The following is an 18,832-nucleotide window of genomic DNA, read 5'->3' as shown; positions in this document are numbered from 1 at the left end:
CGGATCTGATTCCGAATCCGGAAAAACGCATGGGTTGTTCCTATTCCTCCCTGTGCGGGGGACGGGGGCGGGAACACGATGGCATGCCGGATCGTGTGCGTGAAGACCCAAATACGCTGGGTGTGCGCGCTCCAGGGGCGGTGCGGCGCGGGGCGGCGGCGAGGGTGACCAGGGTGGCGGTTTCCTACGCCCCGGTCGAAGTTGAACGGAATTCATTTTCTCGCGCCGTGCGGCGGCCACGCACGGTCAGCGGCGCTGTATCCCCGCCGTATCCCGCCCCGGCATGCGATCACCCATGGTCGCACGCCGTGTCGTTTCCGTGGTGATGAGCCCGTCCCGGGAGAGAATGCAGGGGTTGCCGACACGGAAGGCGGGACGGTGCGACGACGACGCAAGGGCCTCGCGATGGCCGGCGCCGGGGCGCTCCTGGCCTCGGCGGCGGTGGTGCCGGCCGCCCCCGCTGCGGCGCATGAGGCGCTGGACTGGCAGGAGTGCACCGACCTGGACCCCGCCGAGGGCGGCGTGCTCGAATGCGCCACGCTGCGGGTACCGCTGGACCACGAGGCGGGAGCAGGGGAGGGCACCGCCGACATCGCCCTGTCCCGGGTCCCGGCCACAGGGGAGCGCCGCGGCACCCTGCTGGTCAACCCCGGAGGCCCCGGCAGCCCGGGGCGCGCCTGGGCCGCCACGACCGCCGCCGGGCTCCCCGAGGACCTGCAAGCGAGCTACGACGTCGTGGGCTTCGACCCCCGCGGCACCGGGGCGAGCACGCCGGCCGTCGCCTGCGACCCCGCCTACTTCGACCCGGTCCGCCCCGACACCGTCCCGCGCTCAGCGGCGGAGGAACAGGACCTGGTCCGCCGGGCCGCCGGATACGCCGCGTCGTGCGGCGAGAACACCGGCGCGCTGCTGGACCACATGACCACCGCCGACTCCGCGGCGGACCTGGAGGCCCTGCGCGCCGCGCTGGGCGTCGAGCGGATCGACTACCTCGGCTACTCCTACGGCAGCTACCTGGGCGCCGTCTATGCGACGCTCCACCCCGGCCGGGTCCGCCACCTCGTCCTCGACAGCATCGTCCACCCGGGCCGCCCGTGGTACGAGAGCAACCTGGAGCAGACCCGGGCGGTCGACGAAGCGGCCGGGCGCTTCTTCGACTGGACCGCCCGGCACGACGACGCCTACGGCCTGGGCGCGACCGGCGACGAGGTCGCCGGGCACTACTACGCCACCCGCGACGCCCTGCGCGAGCGGCCGCTGTCCGGCACGGTCGGGCCGACCGAGTTCGAGACCGCCTACCTCGTGGCGACCTACGCGCAGGCGGCCTGGCCCGACCTGGCGAGGGCGCTCGCCGACCACGTCGTCAAGGACGACCCCGAGGCGCTGCTGAAGGTGCACGAGGCCTTCGGGGAGGACGGCGACAGCGACGGCGGCTTCGGCGCCTACCTCGCCACCCAGTGCACCGATGCGGGCTGGCCGCGCGACTGGTCCACGTGGCACGCCGAGGCCGAGCGCCTGCACCGCGACGCCCCCTTCGTCGCCTGGAACAACACCTGGTACAACGCGCCGTGTGCGACCTGGCCCGCGCCCTCGGGGCCGTGGTTCGAGGTCGACGGCTCGGCCGTCGAGAGCGCCCTGCTGATCCAGGCCACCGGCGACGGCCCCACCCCGGTCGAGGGCGCCTACGCGATGCGCGAGCGGTTCCCCGCCGGCCGGCTGCTCATCGAGGACGGTGGGGGGACCCACGGGGTGGCCCTGGGCGGCAACTCCTGCGTCGACACCGCGTTCGCGGACTACCTGCGCGACGGCACGCTGCCGACGGAGCGGGCCGCCGCCGGCGCCGCCGACGCGACCTGCGCCGCCGCTCCGGAACCCGAGCCCGCACCCGGACCCGAGCCAGAGCCCGGAGCGGAGCGGCGATGAAGCCGGCGCGGCTGGTCGATTAGTCTTGAAAGGCACGATCCTGACTGTTCACGGCCCGGGACCGCACACCGCGGCGCGGGCCCGTGGCGGGCGTCCGGTCCCGAAGGCCGGGCGGGCGGTTCCTAGGCGGATGAGGTGATGCGGGTGCTGCGGACCTCGTCGCTGCGCGTGCTCGGCGAGCGCGACCGCGATGCCGTGCACGCCCTGCTCGACACCGACCCCGTCGGCAACGTCTTCGTCAGCTCCCGGCTGCGCGGGGCGGGGCTCGACTCCGGCCGGCTGGGCGCCGAGGTGTGGGGCTACAGCGAGCAGGGCACCCTCACCGCCCTGTGCTACTCGGGGGCCAACCTGGTGCCCATCAACGCCGGCCCGGCCGCCGTCCGGCAGTTCGCCGAGCACGCCCGCTGGCAGGGCCGCCGCTGCTCGTCCATCGTCGGCCCGGTCGCGGCGGTGGGCGACCTGTGGGCCCGGCTGGGCCCCTCATGGGGGCCGGCCCGGGCCATCCGCGCCCATCAGCCGGTGCTGGAGCTGTCGGAGCAGCCGTTGGTCGAGCCCGACCCGCTGGTGCGCCGGGTACGGGTCAGCGAACTCGGCATCCTGGTGCCGGCCTGTGTCGCGATGTTCACCGAGGAGGTGGGCGTGCCGCCCGACTCCGGCGACGGCGGGTCGCTGTACCGCGCGCGCGTCGAGGAGCTGGTGCGCACCGGCCGGGCGTTCGCCCGGATCGAGGACGGCCGGGTGGTCTTCAAGGCCGAGATCGGCGCCGTGACCCCCTACGCCTGCCAGGTGCAGGGCGTGTGGGTCCACCCCGACCTGCGCGGCCGCGGCCACTCGGTCGGCGGCATGGCCGCGGTGGTGCGCGCCGCGCTGGCCGACATCGCGCCGCGGGTCACGCTCTACGTCAACGACTACAACACCCCGGCGCGGGCCGCCTACCGCCGGGTGGGGTTCCGCGAGGTCGGTGCGGTGCGGTCCGTTCTCTTCTGAGTGCCTCTCGCACCCCTCAGGGGGTCAGCTCGCGAAGGGCACCCGGGTGAGGTAGTGGAGGGTGGCGTCGATGTCGGCGAGGTCCTTGGCCCGGCCCAAGCGCCGCTTCCAGCGCAAGACCCGGTCGAGGGGGGCGAAGGGCAGGCCGAGGTAGAACTCGCGGGAGGAGATGAACTCGTCGACGTCCCACATCGAGGGGAACCAGCCGTTGAGGACCTCCATCCGGCCGCCCATGAGCAGGACGCGCTGCACGTCCTCCCAGGGGGCGTCCTGGACCTCGCCCATGGTGCGGACGATGTCCCAGGCGGGCCCGCGCGTGACGACGTCGATGTCGGAGACCTCGGTGCGGATGCCGTGCGCCAGGAGCGGGCCGCTGCCCGCGATGATGAAGTCGTCCACGGGGAGTTCGAGCCGGCGCAGGGCGACGAAATAGGGGTGCTGGTGAATGGTGATCTGCTGGGTCAACCTAATGCCCCTTCTCCTAATACGACACGCACGACGGCGGCCGATACGAGAGAGATTCCAATGCTGGTCATCGTGCCGATGAGGAAGTATTCGGCAAAGCGCTTCTGGTTGCTCTGCAACTCGGGGAAACGCGCCAGCGCCTTAATCGCGACGACGACCGCGACCGCTTCGGCCCGGCCCGCGACAATGAAGAGGTAGGTGAGCGAGCGCTCCAGCCAGCCGATGACGGTGCCGGCGCCCTTGAGCGGAGCCATTTCGTCCGCTTCGGCTTTTTTGAGCTCGGCGGAGAAGGGGCGCAGCATATGTGTGACCACCTCTCCCCCGATGAAGGTGGCGATGAGGAACCCTGAGACCAGGATCATCACCCTGTCGTCCAGGATAAGCTCACGAGTCGCGCGCAGCATCTCCGGCATCGCGTATAACGCGACCGCGGCCCCGATCGCCAGCACCGCAAGGCCTATGGGGGCGAGTGTGAACTTCAGCACACGCCGTGAGACGAAGATTCTGGGCGCGCCCTGCATGTCCTCGTCCAGGAGCGCCAGGCGCGTTAGTACCCAGGCCGACCCCGCGCATATCGGAATCACGACGACCGACACCCAGGAAAGGATGACCGGTAGCAGAGCGTAACCGGCGTAGAGGACGGTCGCGGAGAGTGCTAAGGGCGTCCTCGTGCGCAACGCGGGAATCGAATAAGGGAGCAGGACCGCGGCGATGAGACCCACAATGATGCGTGCTAGCTCCATGCGCTGCTTTCTCTAATATGCCACGATCTTCCGGATCGCTGATTATGCCGCAGTACACCCCGATTTCCCATGGGATGTTCGGCGGCCACTCTCGGACACACAAAAAACAGGACCCCGCGGGGGTCCTGTTCTTCGAGGTCGGAGGGGGTCAGTCGCGGAACTCGGGGATCACTTCGCGGGCGAACATCTCCAGGTTGCGTTTGACGGTGTCGAGCGGGAGGACGCCCTGCTGGCCCTGCATGAACAGGCCGAACCACTCCAGGTCGGGGATCTCGGTGAGCATGGCCTCGATGCCGCGCTTGACGTCGTCGGGCCCGCCGATGAGCGCCATCTGCACCTCGGCCATCCGGCGGAAGTCGCCCTTCTGCGGGCTGATGGGGACCGCGGAGTCGTCCTCGCGGGTCCGCAGCACCTCCAGGTACCCGAACGGGCCGAAGAACGAGGCGAAGTCCTTCTGCATCTTGCTGCCGTAGGTGGCGATCGCCTGCTCGCGGGTCTCGGCCATGCCGACGATCTTCAGGATGCCGGTGTGCTCGCCGAGCCGGTAGTCGCGCCCGTGCGCGGCGGCCTCGGCGCGGTAGAGCTCCGCCTTCTTTCGGTGCTCCCCGGGGATGGGCGTGAACATCCACGGCACGATGTCCTCGCTCGCCGCGCGGCGCACCGACCGGTCGCTGATCGTGAACGGCTGCCACAGCTCCGGGTAGGGGTCCTGGTAGGGGCGCGGTATGACGGACACCCGCCGGATCCGGCCCTCCTCGTCGAGCTCGCCCGGCGCGCCGAACCTCGCGGTCCAGTCCCGGGCGGGCCAGCCCTCGATCCCGCTGTAGGGCGAGGGGACCTCGTAGTCCAGGACGTCGCTGCGGTAGCGCAGCGACTCCTCGGTCCAGGCCAGCTTCATGATCTTCAGGAGCTCGCCGAAGACGTCGAAGTTGCGGTCGTCGGAGGCGGAGCCGTCGCTGCGCGCCGCCTGGGACCGCCAGCGCTGGCCCAGGACGTTGGCCCAGCGCGACTGGTAGCCGCGCGCGATGCCCAGCCGCAGCCGGCCGCGGCAGAAGTGGTCGAGCAGGGCGACGTCCTCGGCGGCGCGGATGGGGTCCCAGGCGGGCAGCACCAGGCCCAGGGGCGCCAGCAGGATGCGCTCGGTGCGGGCGGCGAGGTCGGCGAGGACCATGAGCGGGTTGACCGAGGACTCGAACCCCTCGGAGTGGAAGTGGTGCTCGGTCAGCATCAGGGCGTCGAAGCCGATCCGGTCGGCGTGCACCGCGATCTCGCGGACCTCGTGCAGCAGCCGCTGGTAGGACTCCACGTCGCGCCCGATCGGACGGCGCGCCAGGGCGTTGTCCTCGGCGGCGAATCCGGACCCCGGGATCTGCGGGTTCATGAAGATGGCGAACTTCACGGCGTGTCACCTCAACGGTCGGGGGCGGGACGGGGCCGCTGCGGCTCCGTCGTGGGGCGCTCCGGCGCCGGGGCGCCGAGCCAGTGCAGGAGGTCGCGCACGAAGTCGCCGGGGCGCTCCTCGTGCAGCCGGTGGCCCGTTCCGGGGCGGTGGAGGGCCCGGGAGCGGGGGTGGGCGAGGACGGTGCGCTCCCAGCCGGCCCGGCCGGCGTCGGACCAGAGCGACAGGGTGGGCTGCGTGCGGCCGCCGGCGAAGGCGTCGGAGGCGGGGCGGACCCCCACGGCCCCCGCGTCGGCGAACATGGCGGCGAAGGACTCCGCGAGGACGTGCGGGCGAGCGGCGAGCAGCCGGCGGGTGTGCCAGGCGCGGATCCACGGGGGCGTGTCGTCGGTGTAGTCCCAGGCGTCCAGGGCGAGCGCCGTGGCGATCGGATCGGGTCCGCGCAGCTCGTCGGCCATCCGGGCGAGGGCGGGCGCGAGCCCGCGGGCGTAGCCGTAGGCGGGGTCGGCGGTGACGACGGCGCCGACCAGGTCGGGGCGCTCCAGCGCGAGGTGCCCCACGACCTGGCCGCCCATGGAGTGGCCGACCGCCACCACGGGGCCGGTGCCGGTGAGCTCCAGCAGCGCGGCGAGGTCGGCGGCCATCGCCCGGGGGGTGTTGTCGCGGTCGGGGACGCCGGAGTACCCGTGGCCGCGCAGGTCGGGCGCCAGGACGCGGTGGCCGGCGGCGAGCGCGGGCAGGTGGTGCACCCATTCGTGGGAGTCGGCGCCCCAGCCGTGCACCAGCAGCAGGGGGTCCGGGGCGGCGGCGGGGCCGTCGTCGGTGTAGAACATCCGGACCCCGGGCAGGTCGGCGAAGGGCACGGCGCTCCTCTCCGGACTGAAAACAGAACGTGTTTCAGTTTCTGTTCTCGTCCACGGTAGCGCCCAGACGATCCCCTAGCAATCGCTTGGTCAGCTTGCTTCGGCCGGGTCGAGGACGACGACGCTGCGGGCCACTTCCCCTTGGCGCACCCGCGCGATCCCCTCGTTGACCGCCTCCAACGGGATCCGCTCGCTGATGAGCCCCTCGAGGTCGAGCCGGCCCGCCCGGTACAGGTCCACCAGGCGCGGCAGGTCGTGCGCCGGCGCGGCGTCGCCGCCCTGGCAGCCCATCAGCCGGCGCGACGCGAACAGCGCCCCGGCCGGGACCGACGCCGTGGCACCGGGCGGCGGGCTGCCCACCAGGACCGTGGTGCCGCCGGGCCGGGTGGCCTCGAACGCGGCGGCGAGCACACCGGGCACCCCCGTTGCGTCGAAGGCGTCGTCGACGCCGCCCGCCACCAGCGCGCGCACGCCGTCGGCGAGGCCGGGGCCCGAGACGACGGTGTCGGTGGCTCCGAAGTGCGCGGCGGCGGCGAGCTTGGCCTCGGCGACGTCGGCCGCGATGATGCGCGCCGCGCCCGCCAGCACCGCACCCTGGACGATGGCCAGCCCCACGCCGCCGCAGCCGGCCACCAGCACGGTGGCGCCGGGCCGCACGCGGGCCGTATTGAGCACCGCCCCGACCCCGGTGACCACGGCGCAGCTCAGCAGGGCCGCGGCATCGAGCGGGACGTCCGGGGGCAGGGGGACCAGCGCCGGCTCGCCGACGACGGCGTGGTCGGCGAAGGCCCCGATCCCCAGATAGGGGCGGAGCGGGCCGCCGTCGACCGTGAGGCGCGTCCCGCCGTCGGGCATCAGCCCGGCGATCGCCCGCAGCCGCGCGGCGTCCGTGCACAGGTGGGCGTCGCCGCGGCCGCACATCCGGCAGGCGCCGCAGGGCCGGTTCATCGCGATCACCACCCGGTCGCCGGGGGAGACGCGCTCGACGCCCGCGCCCACCGCCTCCACGGTCCCGGCGCTCTCGTGCCCGCAGACCACCGGGAGCCGCGAGACGACGGGGCTGGTGCCGTCGACGGCCTTGAGGTCGGAGCCGCAGATGCCGGCGGCGGCGATCCGCACCCGCACCTCGCCGGGGCCGGGGCCGGCGATGTCCACCGCGCGGACGTGCAGCGGGGCGCCGAACCCCTCCAGTACCGCGGCGCGCGTCCTCATCGGGGGCCTCCCTGCGTGGGATCGGGGGGATCGGGCGGCGCGCCCACCTCGATCCAGGCCGCCTTGAGGGTCAGCCACTCGCGCAGGCCCTCGGCGCCGTTGGAGGCGCGGTCGCCGCTGTGCTTGCGCCCCCCGAAGGGCACCGCCCAGTGGATGCGCCGGTAGGTGTTGATCCACACGGTCCCGGCGTCGATGGCCGCGACCGCGCGGTGCGCCCGGTCCAGGCTGCGCGTCCAGGCGCCCCCGGCCAGGCCGTAGTCGGTGTCGTTGGCGATGGCGTAGGCCTCCTCCTCGGTGCGGAAGGGCAGCGCGACGGCCACCGGGCCGAAGATCTCCTCCTGGCAGACGCGCAGCCGGTTGTCGGTGGCCGCCATCAGCGTGGGCTCCACCCAGTAGCCGCCCGCCAGCGCCGGATCCGCGCCGGCCACATCCGGGCCGGTGCCCCCGCCGAACAGGATCTCGGCCCCTTCGCGCGGCCCCAGCTCCAGATACGAGCGCACCTTGTCGTACTGGCCGGCGAAGGCGATCGGCCCCATGTCGGTGGCCGGGTCCCGCGGGTCGCCGACGCGCATGGCTTCGGCGTGGGCGCGCAGCCGCCGGGTGAACTCCTCGAAGACGCCCTCCTGGATGAGGATGCGCGACCCGGCGACGCAGGCCTGCCCGGCGCCTCCGGTGAAGATCCCGCCCGCGACCCCGGCGGTCGCGGCGTCGAGGTCGGCGTCGTCGAAGACGATGTTGGGCGATTTCCCGCCCAGTTCGAGGGAGAGGTTCTTGAGCCCGGCGGCGGCGTGGCGGGTGATCCGCCTGCCGGTGGCGGTGGAGCCGGTGAAGTGCAGCCGGGCGACCCCGGGGTGGTCCACGAGGGCCTCCCCGGCCACGGGCCCGGTGCCCGAGACGACGTTGACCAGGCCGGGCGGCAGGCCGGCCTCGGCGAAGAGCTCGCAGGCCGCCAGGATTGAGCAGCACGCCTGCTCCGCGGGCTTGACGACGACGGTGTTGCCCGCTGCCAGGGCGCCGGAGACCTTCGCGAAGAACATGGCGAGCGGGGCGTTCCAGGGGATGATGACGCCGACCACGCCGAAGGGCTCGTAGCGGGTCGAGGCGAGGGTGGTGCCGCCCAGGTGGACGGTGTCGCCGGTGACCTTGTCGGCGAGCTCGGCGTTGTAGCGGATGTTGAGGGCGCCGCCGGGCACGTCGCCGCCGCGGGTCTCCTTCAGCACGCGGCCGTTGTCGCGGCTCTCGATCGCGGCGAGGGCGTCGGCGTGCGCCAGGACCGTGTCGGACCAGGCGCGCAGGAGGGCGGCGCGGCGCGTAGGCGGGGCCGCCCGCCACGCGGGGAGGGCGGCGCGGGCGGCGGCGACGGCGTCGTCGATGTCGGCGGCCCCGGAGTCGGGGACCCGCGCCCAGACCCGGCCGGTGGAGGGGTCCACGCTGTCGAGCAGCCCGCCGCCGCGTGCGGGGCGCGCTTCACCGTCGATGTGGTTGCGGTATTCGGTGATGGCGGGGGCCGCTGGGGTCATGGCGCCAAATTAACACCAAGCATTTGCTTGGTATAGAGGGGTTGCGGCGGGCGTGTACCCGGCGGCCTCCCGGGTAGCCGCGCGTGGGCCGACCAAGGGCGGGCCGGCCGGTGTGCGGGAAAGGAGGCCGGCGCGTGGACAGGGTGCTGGTCCTCAACAGCGGGTCCTCCTCCCTCAAGTACCGGCTGCTGGAGATGGGCGGCCGTGCCAAGGGCGTGGCCCTGCCCACCGCATCGGGGCCGCGGGCGGCATCGGCGGCGTCGGGCGCGGTGGACCGCATCGGCGAGCGGCGCGGGGTGCTCTCGCACCGCGTGCCCGGGGCCGGCCGCTACCAGCGCTGCCAGCGCTACGCCGACCACGACGCCGCCCTGCGTGCCGTCCTCGACGCGTTCGCCGACACCGGCCCCGACCTCGCCCACGCCGGCCTTACCGCGATCGGCCACCGCGTCGTCCACGGCGGCGAGCGCTTCGACGGGCCCACCCCCATCGACGATGCGGTGCTCGCGGCGATCGAGGACCTGGCGCCGCTCGCGCCCCTGCACAACCCGGCCAACCTCCAGGGCATCCGCACGGCGATCGCGCTGTTCCCGGACGTGCCGCAGGTCGCGGTCTTCGACACCGCCTTCCACCTGGGGCTGGCGCCCGCCGCCGCCACCTACGCGGTGCCCGAGGACTGGCGCACGCGGCACGGGGTGCGCCGCTATGGCTTCCACGGCATCTCCCATGCCTACGTCGTGCGCCGCGCGGCGTCGTGGCTGCGCCGCGACGACGCGGCCGTCATCGTGCTGCACCTGGGCAACGGCGCGACCGCCACAGCGGTGTCGGCCGGGCGCAGCGTCGACACCTCCATGGGGCTGACCCCGCTGGAGGGGCTGGTCATGGGGACGCGCAGCGGCGACGTGGACCCGTCGCTGACGGCCTACCTCGGCCGCGCCGCCGGGCTGTCCGCCGAGGAGGTCGAGGCGGCGCTCAACCACGACAGCGGGATGAAGGGCCTGGCCGGCGCGAACGACATGCGCGAGGTGTGGCGCGCGGCCGACCGCGGCGACCCGGGGGCGCTCCTGGGCGTGGAGGTCTACCAGCACCGCCTGCGCAAGTACATCGGCGCCTATGCCGCGGTGCTCGGCAGCGTGGACGCGCTGGTGTTCACGGCGGGGGTGGGGGAGAACGACGCCCGCACCCGCGCGGGGGCGCTGACCGGGCTGGAGGCCCTGGGGCTGAGCGTGGACCCGCGCCGCAACGACGCCCCCGGCGGCGGGGAGCGCGTGATCTCGCCGGAGGGCGCGCCGACAACTGTCCTGGTGCTGCCCACCGACGAGGAGCTGGAGATCGCCGAGCAGTCGCTGACGGTGATCACGCGCCCGTGAGCCCGTGGCCGCGTCCGGCCACCGCCCGAACGCGGGGAAACGCCCATTCGATCCGTCGCACGAATGTTCGCGGACAAAACTCGCATTTCCCCGCGAAATCCGATCTATCGCGATGATTGGCGATCTTGCTTTCCGGGAAGGAACCATCCTTGCGCCCCGATCGGCATGATCGGTGCGTGATTCGACGGGTTTACCCGGAGGAAATGTATTCGTCGCATTCGGGCGCCGGTATCCCCTTCCCCGTGCGGATCTCGGGAAGGCTGGGAACCGCCTGAGAATTCCGGCGCATCGGGAACCCGGACGGTTGCGGATCCGTCTCGAATTGTGGGATGGGTCTAGTCAGACATATTCGGACAATGGTCTTCTATTGCATCAAGTCCGGCTCGGGCCGGCCTTGATCGGTTCACCCCCACCGGCAGGGCAGATCGGAAGCGAGATCGATGCGATTCGGAAAAGGTCCGGCCGCCGCGGCGGCCGCGGTGCTCTTGGCGCTGACCGCGTGTTCGGGCGGCGGCGACGACGGAGCCACCGCCTCCGGTTTCGAGGACTGCGAAGCGGAACCGAACACCTGCAACAGCGGGGAGGTCGAACAGGGCGGCGATATCACCTGGGTGGTCAGCCAGCCCTTCGGCGGCTGGAACCACTACCAGCCCGAGGGCGGATCGGTTTACGGCCTCCAGGCCACCACCGGTATCTTCGCGTCGGTCGGCCAGTGGGCCCCCTCCGGCGACTGGGAGTGGAACACCGACCTGCTCACCGAGGAGCCCGAGCTCCTGAGTGAGGACCCGATGACCTGGGAGTACCACCTCAACCCCGAGGCCGTCTGGAACGACGGCACCCCCATCGGGATCGAGGACTTCCGGTGGGCGTGGCGGATGAACAGCAACGACGAAGAGCTCTGCGCCGACATCTGCCGCTCGCGCGACACCAACCCCGAATCGCTCATCGCCAGTATCGAGCCGGGCGACGACGACTCCACCGTGGTCGTCACCATGGACGAGGGCGTCGCCTCGCCCGAGTGGTTCGTCTCCTTCGAGGACGGCCTCTTCCCCGCCCACCGGGCCGAGGAGGAGGGCTTCGACCTCGACACCCCCGAGGGCATGCTCGAATCCGCCGAGTGGTTCAACGAGACCGTCCCCGACTGGTCCGGCGGCCCCTTCATCATCGAGGAGGGCGACCTGGAGAACCAGGTCGTCAAGGTCCGCAACGAGGACTACTACGGCGAGCCCGCCAACCTGGACCGGATCACGATCCGGTTCATCACCGACGAGGGCTCCTGGATCCCGGCCCTGGCCAACGGCGAGATCGACGGCTCCTCACCCGAGACCTGGAACGAGGACGTCATCACCCAGCTCCAGGACCTGGGCACCGTGCGCACCGGCTTCGGCTCCGGCGGCAGCTGGGAGCACGTCGACGCCAACGTCGAAAGCGAATGGCTCCAGGACGTCGAGCTGCGGCGGGCCATCTTCACCGCCATCGACACCGGGAACCTCGCCGAGCGCACCTACGGTGGGCTGTACCCCGACTACGCGCTGCGCACCAACCACGTCTTCTCCGCGGACAGCCCCTTCCACGAGGACGTCCTGACCGACACCGGCCAGGGCTCCGGCGACACCGAAGCGGCTCTGGCGATCCTGGAGGACGCCGGCTACGAACTCGACGGCGAGACCCTGACCCGCGACGGCGAGGCCGTGCCGCCTCTCCGGCTGCGCTACACCGAAGGCCACGTGGCCCGCGCGACCAAGGCGGAGCTCATCCAGGCCGACCTCGCCGAGATCGGGGTGACCGCCGAGATCCAGACCACCGACGACCTGGGCGGCACCCTCGCCGAGCAGGACTACGACCTGATGCTCTTCGGCTGGAGCCAGACCCCCGAGTTCAGCGCGAGCGCCGAGCAGTACTGGCACAGCGAGAGCGGCAGCAACTTCGGCGGCTACGCCAACGAGGAGGTCGACGAGCTGGTCCGCGACGCCGCGACCTCCACCACCCGGGAGGAGGCCGCCGGGTACGTCAACGAGGCCGCCCGCATCGTCGCCGAGGACGCCTACGTCCTGCCCATCGTGGACACCCCGGTCGTCACCTTCGTGACCCAGGAGTTCACCAACATCCGGGACAACAACTCCCAGTCCCGGCGCGCGCTGTACAACCAGGAGGAGTGGGGCGTGGCCGCCGGCTGACCCGCACCCCGCCGGGCCGGGGCGCAACTGCGCCCCGCCCGGCCCTCCGCAGGCCACGTGCGTCGACGAAGGACCCCTTACCGCCATGCTCGTATACACCGCGCGCCGCCTCGCGATGGCCGTCCCGATCCTGCTGGCCGCCTCGGTCCTGTCCTTCCTGCTCGTGGACGTCTCCGGCGACCCGCTGGGCGAACTGCGCGCGATGCAGCCCCCGCCACCGCCCGAGACCATCGCGACCGAGGAGGAGCGCCTCTACCTCGACCGCTCCACGCCCGAGCGCTACTGGCTCTGGCTCACCGGCATCGGCGGCGAGGGCGACATCGGCCTGCTCCGCGGCGAGTTCGGCCCCTCCGTCGAGGGACCCGCCTTCGACATCGGCGCCACCATCGCCGAGCGGTTCGTCATCACCCTCCGGCTGATCGGCATCGCCGTCGTGCTCGCGCTGGGCCTGGCCGTCATCTCCGGCGTGATCAGCGCCGTGCGCCAGTACTCCAAACTCGACTACACGCTCACCTTCATCGGCTTCCTCGCGCTCGCCATGCCCACGTTCTGGCTGGGCGCGCTGATCAAGGAGGCCGGCGTCTGGACCAACGACCAGGTCGGCACCACCATCTTCTACACGATCGGCGCGGCCTCGCCCGGCGCTTCGGCCCTGCCCCCGTGGGAGCGGTTCGCCGACGGGTTCGGCCACCTCGTCCTGCCCACCATCACGCTGATGCTCACCGGGTACGCGGCGTGGAGCCGCTACCAGCGCACCTCCATGCTGGAGGTGCTCAACAGCGACTACGTCCGGCTGGCCCGCGCCAAGGGCCTGCCCAACCGCGTGGTGATGCGCCGCCACGCGCTGCGCACCGCCCTGATCCCGCTGACCACCGTCACCGCGGTGGCGATCGCCGGGCTCATCGACGGCGTCATCCTCATCGAGGTCGTCTTCCAATGGCGGGGGCTGGGCGACTTCTTCGTGGAGTCGATCCGCCGCAACGACTCCTATGCCCTGATGGGCTGGCTGATGCTCAGCGGCACCATCGTGATCGTCGCCAACCTCATCGCCGACCTGCTCTACGCCGTGCTCGACCCGAGGATCCGCTATGAGTGACCTGGAGGGGCGGCTGAGCGCCCCCGGCGGCGGCCGGCCCGCCGGAGACCCGGCGGCCCCCGGGGCCGCGGCCGCCGAACACGGCCAGTGGCGGCTGGTCCGGCGCCGCTTCCGCCGGCACCGGCCCGCCATGATCAGCCTGTTCCTGCTGATCGCCATCGCCGCCTTCGCGTTCCTCGGGCCGCTCGTGTGGGCCTGGGACCACCAGGTGCACCGCGAGATCCCCAGCAACGCCGCGCCGAGCCTCGCGCACCCCCTGGGCACCACCAACGCCGGGCACGACGTCATGGGCCAGCTCATGCGCGGGACCCAGCAGTCGTTGCAGATCGCGCTGACCATCTCGGTGCTGGGCACCGTGTTCGGCGCGGTGTGGGGCGCGGTCGCCGGCTACTACCGGGGCTGGGCCGACGCCGTCATGATGCGCATCGTCGACGTGTTCCTGGTGGTGCCGCTGCTGGTCGTGGTCGCCGCTGTGGGCGGCAACGTGCAGGGCGGCACCCAGTGGTACAGCGTGGCGCTGATCATCGCCGCGTTCTCCTGGACGTCGGTCTCGCGCGTAGTGCGCGGCGTGGTGCTGTCGCTGCGCGAGCAGGAGTTCATCGAAGCCGCGCGCGCAGCGGGGGCGTCCGGCGCCCGCATCGTCCTGCGCCACCTGCTGCCCAACGCGGCCGGCCCCATCATCGTGGCCGCCACGCTGCTCATCGCCACCGCGGTCCTGCTGGAGGCGGCGCTGTCGTTCATCGGCTTCGGCATCCAGCCGCCCGACATCTCGCTCGGCCAGATGATCGGCACCGCGCAGACCGCTGCGTTCACCCGGCCCTGGCTCTTCTACCCCCCGGGGATCGTCATCGTCCTGATCTGCCTCACGATCAACTTCATCGGTGACGGCCTCCGCGACGCTCTCGACCCCCGACAGACGATGGTGCGCCGATGACGACGACCGACCCCCGCCCCGGAGGGGCGGCCCCCGGCAGCGAACGCGACGACGTGGTCCTCGAACTCGACGGGCTGGACGTCGCGTTCCCCACCGACGACGGCCGGCTGCACGCCGTGCGCGGGGTCTCCTATCGGGTCCACCGCGGCGAGGCGCTGGGCATCGTGGGCGAGTCCGGGTCGGGCAAGTCGGTGACGTCCCTGGCCGTCATGGGCCTGCTGCCCAAGACCGCCGAGGTCACCGGCTCGGCCCGGGTCCTGGGCCAGGAGATGGTCGGCCTGCCCGACGACCGCATCAGCAGGATCCGCGGCAACACGATCGCGATGATCTTCCAGGACCCGCTGACCTCGCTGAACCCCGTCTACACCGTCGGCCGCCAGATCGCCGAGGCCGTGCGGGCCCACCGCGCGGTGGGCGAGCGCGCGGCCCGGGAACGGGCGGTGGAGCTGCTCAGGGTCGTCGGCATCCCCTTCCCCGAGCAGCGGGTGAACTCCTACCCCCACGAGCTCTCCGGCGGGATGCGGCAGCGGGTCGTCATCGCCATCGCCATGGCCAACGACCCCGATGTCATCATCGCCGACGAGCCCACCACCGCCCTCGACGTCACCGTCCAGGCCCAGGTCCTGGAGGCGCTGGAGGCCGCCCGCCGCGAGACCGGCGCCGCGCTGGTCCTCATCACCCACGACCTCGGGGTGATCGCCGGCCACGTGGACCGGGTGGCGGTCATGTACGCGGGGCGGATCGTGGAGAGCGGCGGCGTCGACGAGGTCTTCGCCCGGCCCCGGATGCCCTACACCATCGGGCTCGTGGGCAGCCTGCCGCGCATGGACGAGACCCGCCACGAACGGCTGACCCCGATCCTCGGCAGCCCGCCGTCGCTGCTGACCCCGCCGCCCGGCTGCGCCTTCGCGCCCCGCTGCCCCATGGCCGAGGAGCGGTGCGGCGAGGAGGTCCCGTTGCTGCGCGCCCCGTCGGAGGGCACCGGGGACCACACCGCGGCGTGCCACTTCAGCGAACGCCTCGGGGGCACCTCGCCCGCCGACCTGTTCGCCCCTGCCTCCGCCGCCACTGCCGCCGCTGCCGCCACGGCCCCGTCCGGGGACGGCGCCGTGGTGCAGGCCCCGCCGGAGGAGGGCACCGGATCCCCCGGCCGGGACGCCGCCGCCCCCCTCCTCGTCGCCGAGGACCTGGTGAAGAACTTCCCGGTGCGCTCCAAAGGGCTGCTGCGCCGCCGGATCGGCGACCTCCATGCGGTATCCGGCGTCTCCCTTGAGCTGCACGCGCACGAGACCCTGGCCCTGGTGGGGGAGTCCGGCTGCGGCAAGTCCACCACCGCGCGCCTGCTCCTGGGGCTCATCCCGCCTACCTCCGGAAGCGTCCGGCACCGGGGCACCGACCTCGCCGCGATGGGCCGGGCCGGCCTGCGCCGGCTCCGCCGCGACGTCCAGCTGGTCTTCCAGGACCCCTTCGCGTCCCTGGACCCGCGCATGACGGTCTTCGAGCTCATCGCCGAGCCCCTGCGCATCCACGGGCTGTTCGCCGACGGCGGGCGCGACCGCGTGCGCGACCTGCTGCGCACCGTCGGACTCGACCCCGAGCACGCCGGCCGCTACCCGCACGAGTTCTCCGGCGGGCAGCGCCAGCGCATCGGGATCGCCCGCGCCCTGGCGCTGCGCCCCGAGGTGCTCGTCCTCGACGAGCCGGTCTCGGCCCTGGACGTGTCCATCCAGGCCGGGGTGGTCAACCTGCTGGAGGACCTCCAGGAGGACTTCGGGCTGTCCTACCTGTTCGTCTCGCACGACCTGTCGGTGGTGCGCCACATCGCCGACCGGGTCGCGGTGATGTACCTGGGCCGCATCGTGGAGGTCGCCCCCACCCGCCGCCTGTTCGGCGGCGCGGCCCACCCCTACACCCAGGCGCTGATCTCGGCGATCCCGCTGCCCGACCCGCCCAAGGAGCGCGCCCGGGAGCGCATCCTGGTCACCGGCGACGTGCCCAGCCCCACCGATCCGCCGTCCGGCTGCCGGTTCCGCACCCGGTGCCCGAAGTTCGCGGGCGAGCTGTCGGAGGGCGAGCGCACGCGGTGCGTCGAGGAGGTCCCGGCGCTCACCGACCGCGGCGGCGGCCACCGCACCGCCTGCCACTACGCCGAGGAACTGCACCTGGTCTGAGCCGGCCCGGAGGCGCGCGGGGAAACGGTCACCGTCGTCGTTGCGCCCTTCGTGTCACTCTTTTCACCTGATCGTGTCCTGGCCGCCCGGTGGCGGCGCGCGGGGCCGCACGCGCATCCGGCGCCCCCCGGGGCCCGGATTCGGCCCTCCCTATGAAAGGCCAGGTCACAGTGGTAATCGGTGACTCCGGGTGGAATCCTTTGTCGTATCGCGATCGGACACATGGCCGCGTTTTGTGGGGTATCCGAGAACTACCGGGGTGCGGTGTGCTGTCCTGGTCATGGTGCGCCGTTGTCTAAGGTGAGGCCGTCGGCTACCGCCCGGTGGTGATGGGGAGTGAGACGGGGATGAGCGATTCGCAGCGACTCCAGGAATACGCCGCTGCCGACCCCTTCGACGCGCCCGACCTCGAGGCGAGCGAGCCCGCCGAGGACGCCACCGACCACACCGTCTGGAGCTGTGTCGGCAACCTGACCGCCGTGCGCTCGATCCGCGCGCGCGTGCGGGAGTTCCTGGAGCGCTCGCGCCCGCCCCACGCCACCCTCGACGACGCCGAACTCGCCGCCAGCGAGCTGGCCACCAACGCCCTGCTGCACTCCCGCTCGGGCCAGGTCGGCGGCGTCATGACGCTGTTCATCCGCTCGGGCCGCGAACGCGTCCGGGTGGCAGTGGCCGACCAGGGCGAGAAGCGCTCCGACGGCGCGTCGGGCCCCGACTCCCTGCGCGAGGGCAACGGGGACTACGGCCGCGGCAAGCTCATCATCGAGAGCTGCACGACCCGCAGCGGGGAGTACTGGACCGACAGCACGCACGTGGCCTGGTTCGAGATCGACGTCCCCCCGCCGCCGCCCGAAGGATCCTGACGGCTACGCGTTCCGGCCGCTCCGGCCCGTCCAGCCGGTCCGGCTCGTCCGGTGCACCGTGACGCGGAACGCGGCCAGGTCGCGGCGGACATCCGCCTCGCAGTCGCCGGGTGCGGTGACCACCGACGCGCCGTGCCACAGAGCGGCCGCGGCCAGGGCGGCCCGGTCGGGCTCCGGCATCCCGGCGTCGACCGCCACGGTGTCGTCGGCCGAGGGCTCCAGCTCATCGGCCATCCGCCGGAACCGCGCCAGCAGGTCGGCGTGGGCGTGCAGGGTGGTGAGCAGGCCGCCGGGGCCCACCTCGTAGGTCATCACGCCGTTGTCGAAGAGCCCGCGCGCGGGGTCGTAGCCGCTGCCGTCGGGGCTGGGCAGCAGGAGCTCCCCGAACGGGGTGGTCTCGGGCGCCTGGCCGAAGGCGATCACCTGCCGGACGCGGGAGCGGTCGGCCAGCTCCAGGGCGATCCCGGCGAGCGGGGCGGCCACCAGGATCATCCGCACGTCGACCGTGGTGAGCAGCGAGATCAGGGTTTCGAGGTCGGAGGTCAGCTCCAGCGGCAGCGCCACCCCGCCCACGGCCAGGACCGTGTAGACGGCGGTCAGCCGCTCGGGGGACACCGGTGCCAGAACGCCCACGACGTCGTCGGGGCACATGCCGCGGCGGCTCAGCCCCGCGGCGGCGCGCTCGATGGTGCCGGCGAACGTGACGGCGTCGGTCCCCCGGCCGCGGTGGCCGGTGACGGTCGCGTGCCCGCCCCGGCGGCGCAGCCGGTCGAGCAGCCCGCCGGTCAGCGACCCCACCGGGACGCCGCCGTCGCCCGGGACGACCCGCGGAACCGGCGCTCCGGATCGTCGGTCGACCGTCATGAGGTGCCCCCAGGTCGCATCGGATGATCGCCTGCCGGGCTCGTCACGCCCCCTCCACGTGGCGAGCCCGGTGGCGCCGTTCCGCGGATCCCGGATGCCTCCCCTCAAAGCGCACCCGGGGCCACGGATCTCCAGCGGTGCCGTTGACGCGGCAGGGCCGTCCGCTCCGCCGCCCCCGTGGAACGCGGAGCGGGCGCGCCGGATGGCACATGGTGCCGGCCGGCCCCCGCCGAATCCGCGGCCGCCCG

15 protein-coding genes are annotated in these 18,832 nt (G+C 72.8%); 8 read left to right on the top strand and 7 right to left on the bottom strand.

What is annotated here, in order from left to right; translation table 11 throughout:
* Nucleotides 1-405: 405 nt before the first annotated feature.
* Nucleotides 406-1,923 (top strand): alpha/beta hydrolase, encoded by a 1,518-nt coding sequence (locus ACFOVU_RS26540; RefSeq protein ID WP_378538227.1) that lies wholly within the window; start codon nucleotides 406-408, stop codon nucleotides 1,921-1,923.
* A 144-nt stretch (nucleotides 1,924-2,067) separates the two neighbouring features.
* Nucleotides 2,068-2,910, top strand: coding sequence for a GNAT family N-acetyltransferase (locus ACFOVU_RS26535; RefSeq protein WP_378537960.1), 843 nt, complete (start codon nucleotides 2,068-2,070; stop codon nucleotides 2,908-2,910).
* 24 nt (nucleotides 2,911-2,934) lie between these two features.
* Here ACFOVU_RS26535 and ACFOVU_RS26530 read toward each other — a convergent pair whose 3' ends face one another.
* The 6 genes from ACFOVU_RS26530 to ACFOVU_RS26505 form a co-directional block, all read right to left on the bottom strand.
* Complete coding sequence (locus tag ACFOVU_RS26530) at nucleotides 2,935-3,375, bottom strand: hypothetical protein (RefSeq protein ID WP_378537958.1); 441 nt, start codon at nucleotides 3,373-3,375, stop codon at nucleotides 2,935-2,937.
* Nucleotides 3,372-4,118 carry a hypothetical protein gene (locus ACFOVU_RS26525; protein WP_378537957.1) on the bottom strand — a complete coding sequence of 249 codons (747 nt, stop codon included), beginning with the start codon at nucleotides 4,116-4,118 and terminating at the stop codon, nucleotides 3,372-3,374. Before ACFOVU_RS26525 ends, ACFOVU_RS26530 begins: the two co-directional genes overlap by 4 nt.
* Before the next feature lie 148 nt (nucleotides 4,119-4,266).
* Nucleotides 4,267-5,517, bottom strand: coding sequence for an LLM class flavin-dependent oxidoreductase (locus ACFOVU_RS26520; protein ID WP_378537955.1), 1,251 nt, complete (start codon nucleotides 5,515-5,517; stop codon nucleotides 4,267-4,269).
* Between the two features lie 11 nt (nucleotides 5,518-5,528).
* On the bottom strand, nucleotides 5,529-6,380 hold the full coding sequence (locus tag ACFOVU_RS26515) for an alpha/beta fold hydrolase (RefSeq protein ID WP_378537954.1): 852 nt from the start codon (nucleotides 6,378-6,380) through the stop codon (nucleotides 5,529-5,531).
* 90 nt (nucleotides 6,381-6,470) lie between these two features.
* Nucleotides 6,471-7,592 (bottom strand): alcohol dehydrogenase catalytic domain-containing protein, encoded by a 1,122-nt coding sequence (locus tag ACFOVU_RS26510; protein ID WP_378537953.1) that lies wholly within the window; start codon nucleotides 7,590-7,592, stop codon nucleotides 6,471-6,473.
* A complete protein-coding gene (locus ACFOVU_RS26505) occupies nucleotides 7,589-9,112 on the bottom strand; it encodes an aldehyde dehydrogenase family protein (RefSeq protein ID WP_378537951.1) in 1,524 nt (507 codons plus the stop codon). The genes ACFOVU_RS26510 and ACFOVU_RS26505 overlap by 4 nt, the downstream gene beginning before the upstream one ends.
* 134 nt (nucleotides 9,113-9,246) lie before the next feature.
* Between ACFOVU_RS26505 and ACFOVU_RS26500 the strand changes: the two genes are divergently transcribed.
* The 6 genes from ACFOVU_RS26500 to ACFOVU_RS26475 all read left to right on the top strand — a co-directional run bounded on the left by ACFOVU_RS26500 (nucleotide 9,247) and on the right by ACFOVU_RS26475 (nucleotide 17,720).
* On the top strand, nucleotides 9,247-10,479 hold the full coding sequence (locus tag ACFOVU_RS26500) for an acetate/propionate family kinase (RefSeq protein WP_378537950.1): 1,233 nt from the start codon (nucleotides 9,247-9,249) through the stop codon (nucleotides 10,477-10,479).
* Nucleotides 10,480-10,919: 440 nt separating this feature from the next.
* Nucleotides 10,920-12,656: an ABC transporter family substrate-binding protein gene (locus tag ACFOVU_RS26495; protein ID WP_378537948.1), complete on the top strand. Its 1,737-nt coding sequence runs from the start codon at nucleotides 10,920-10,922 to the stop codon at nucleotides 12,654-12,656.
* 85 nt (nucleotides 12,657-12,741) lie between these two features.
* Nucleotides 12,742-13,752, top strand: coding sequence for an ABC transporter permease (locus tag ACFOVU_RS26490; protein WP_378537947.1), 1,011 nt, complete (start codon nucleotides 12,742-12,744; stop codon nucleotides 13,750-13,752).
* Complete coding sequence (locus tag ACFOVU_RS26485; protein WP_378537946.1) at nucleotides 13,745-14,686, top strand: ABC transporter permease; 942 nt, start codon at nucleotides 13,745-13,747, stop codon at nucleotides 14,684-14,686. Before ACFOVU_RS26490 ends, ACFOVU_RS26485 begins: the two co-directional genes overlap by 8 nt.
* A complete protein-coding gene (locus ACFOVU_RS26480) occupies nucleotides 14,683-16,857 on the top strand; it encodes an ABC transporter ATP-binding protein (RefSeq protein ID WP_378537945.1) in 2,175 nt (724 codons plus the stop codon). The genes ACFOVU_RS26485 and ACFOVU_RS26480 overlap by 4 nt, the downstream gene beginning before the upstream one ends.
* Before the next feature lie 347 nt (nucleotides 16,858-17,204).
* A complete protein-coding gene (locus ACFOVU_RS26475; protein ID WP_378537944.1) occupies nucleotides 17,205-17,720 on the top strand; it encodes an ATP-binding protein in 516 nt (171 codons plus the stop codon).
* 3 nt (nucleotides 17,721-17,723) lie between these two features.
* On the opposite strand, the gene ACFOVU_RS26470 is transcribed toward ACFOVU_RS26475, so the two are convergent.
* Nucleotides 17,724-18,584, bottom strand: a complete 861-nt coding sequence (locus tag ACFOVU_RS26470; RefSeq protein ID WP_378537942.1) for an AMP-binding protein — start codon at nucleotides 18,582-18,584, stop codon at nucleotides 17,724-17,726.
* Nucleotides 18,585-18,832: the final 248 nt, after the last annotated feature.

The organism is Nocardiopsis sediminis (assembly GCF_042650565.1).
GTDB lineage: Bacteria > Actinomycetota > Actinomycetes > Streptosporangiales > Streptosporangiaceae > Nocardiopsis_B > Nocardiopsis_B sediminis.
Note: the sequence above shows the minus strand (reverse complement) of the source record. Positions and strands in the feature narration are given on the sequence as shown.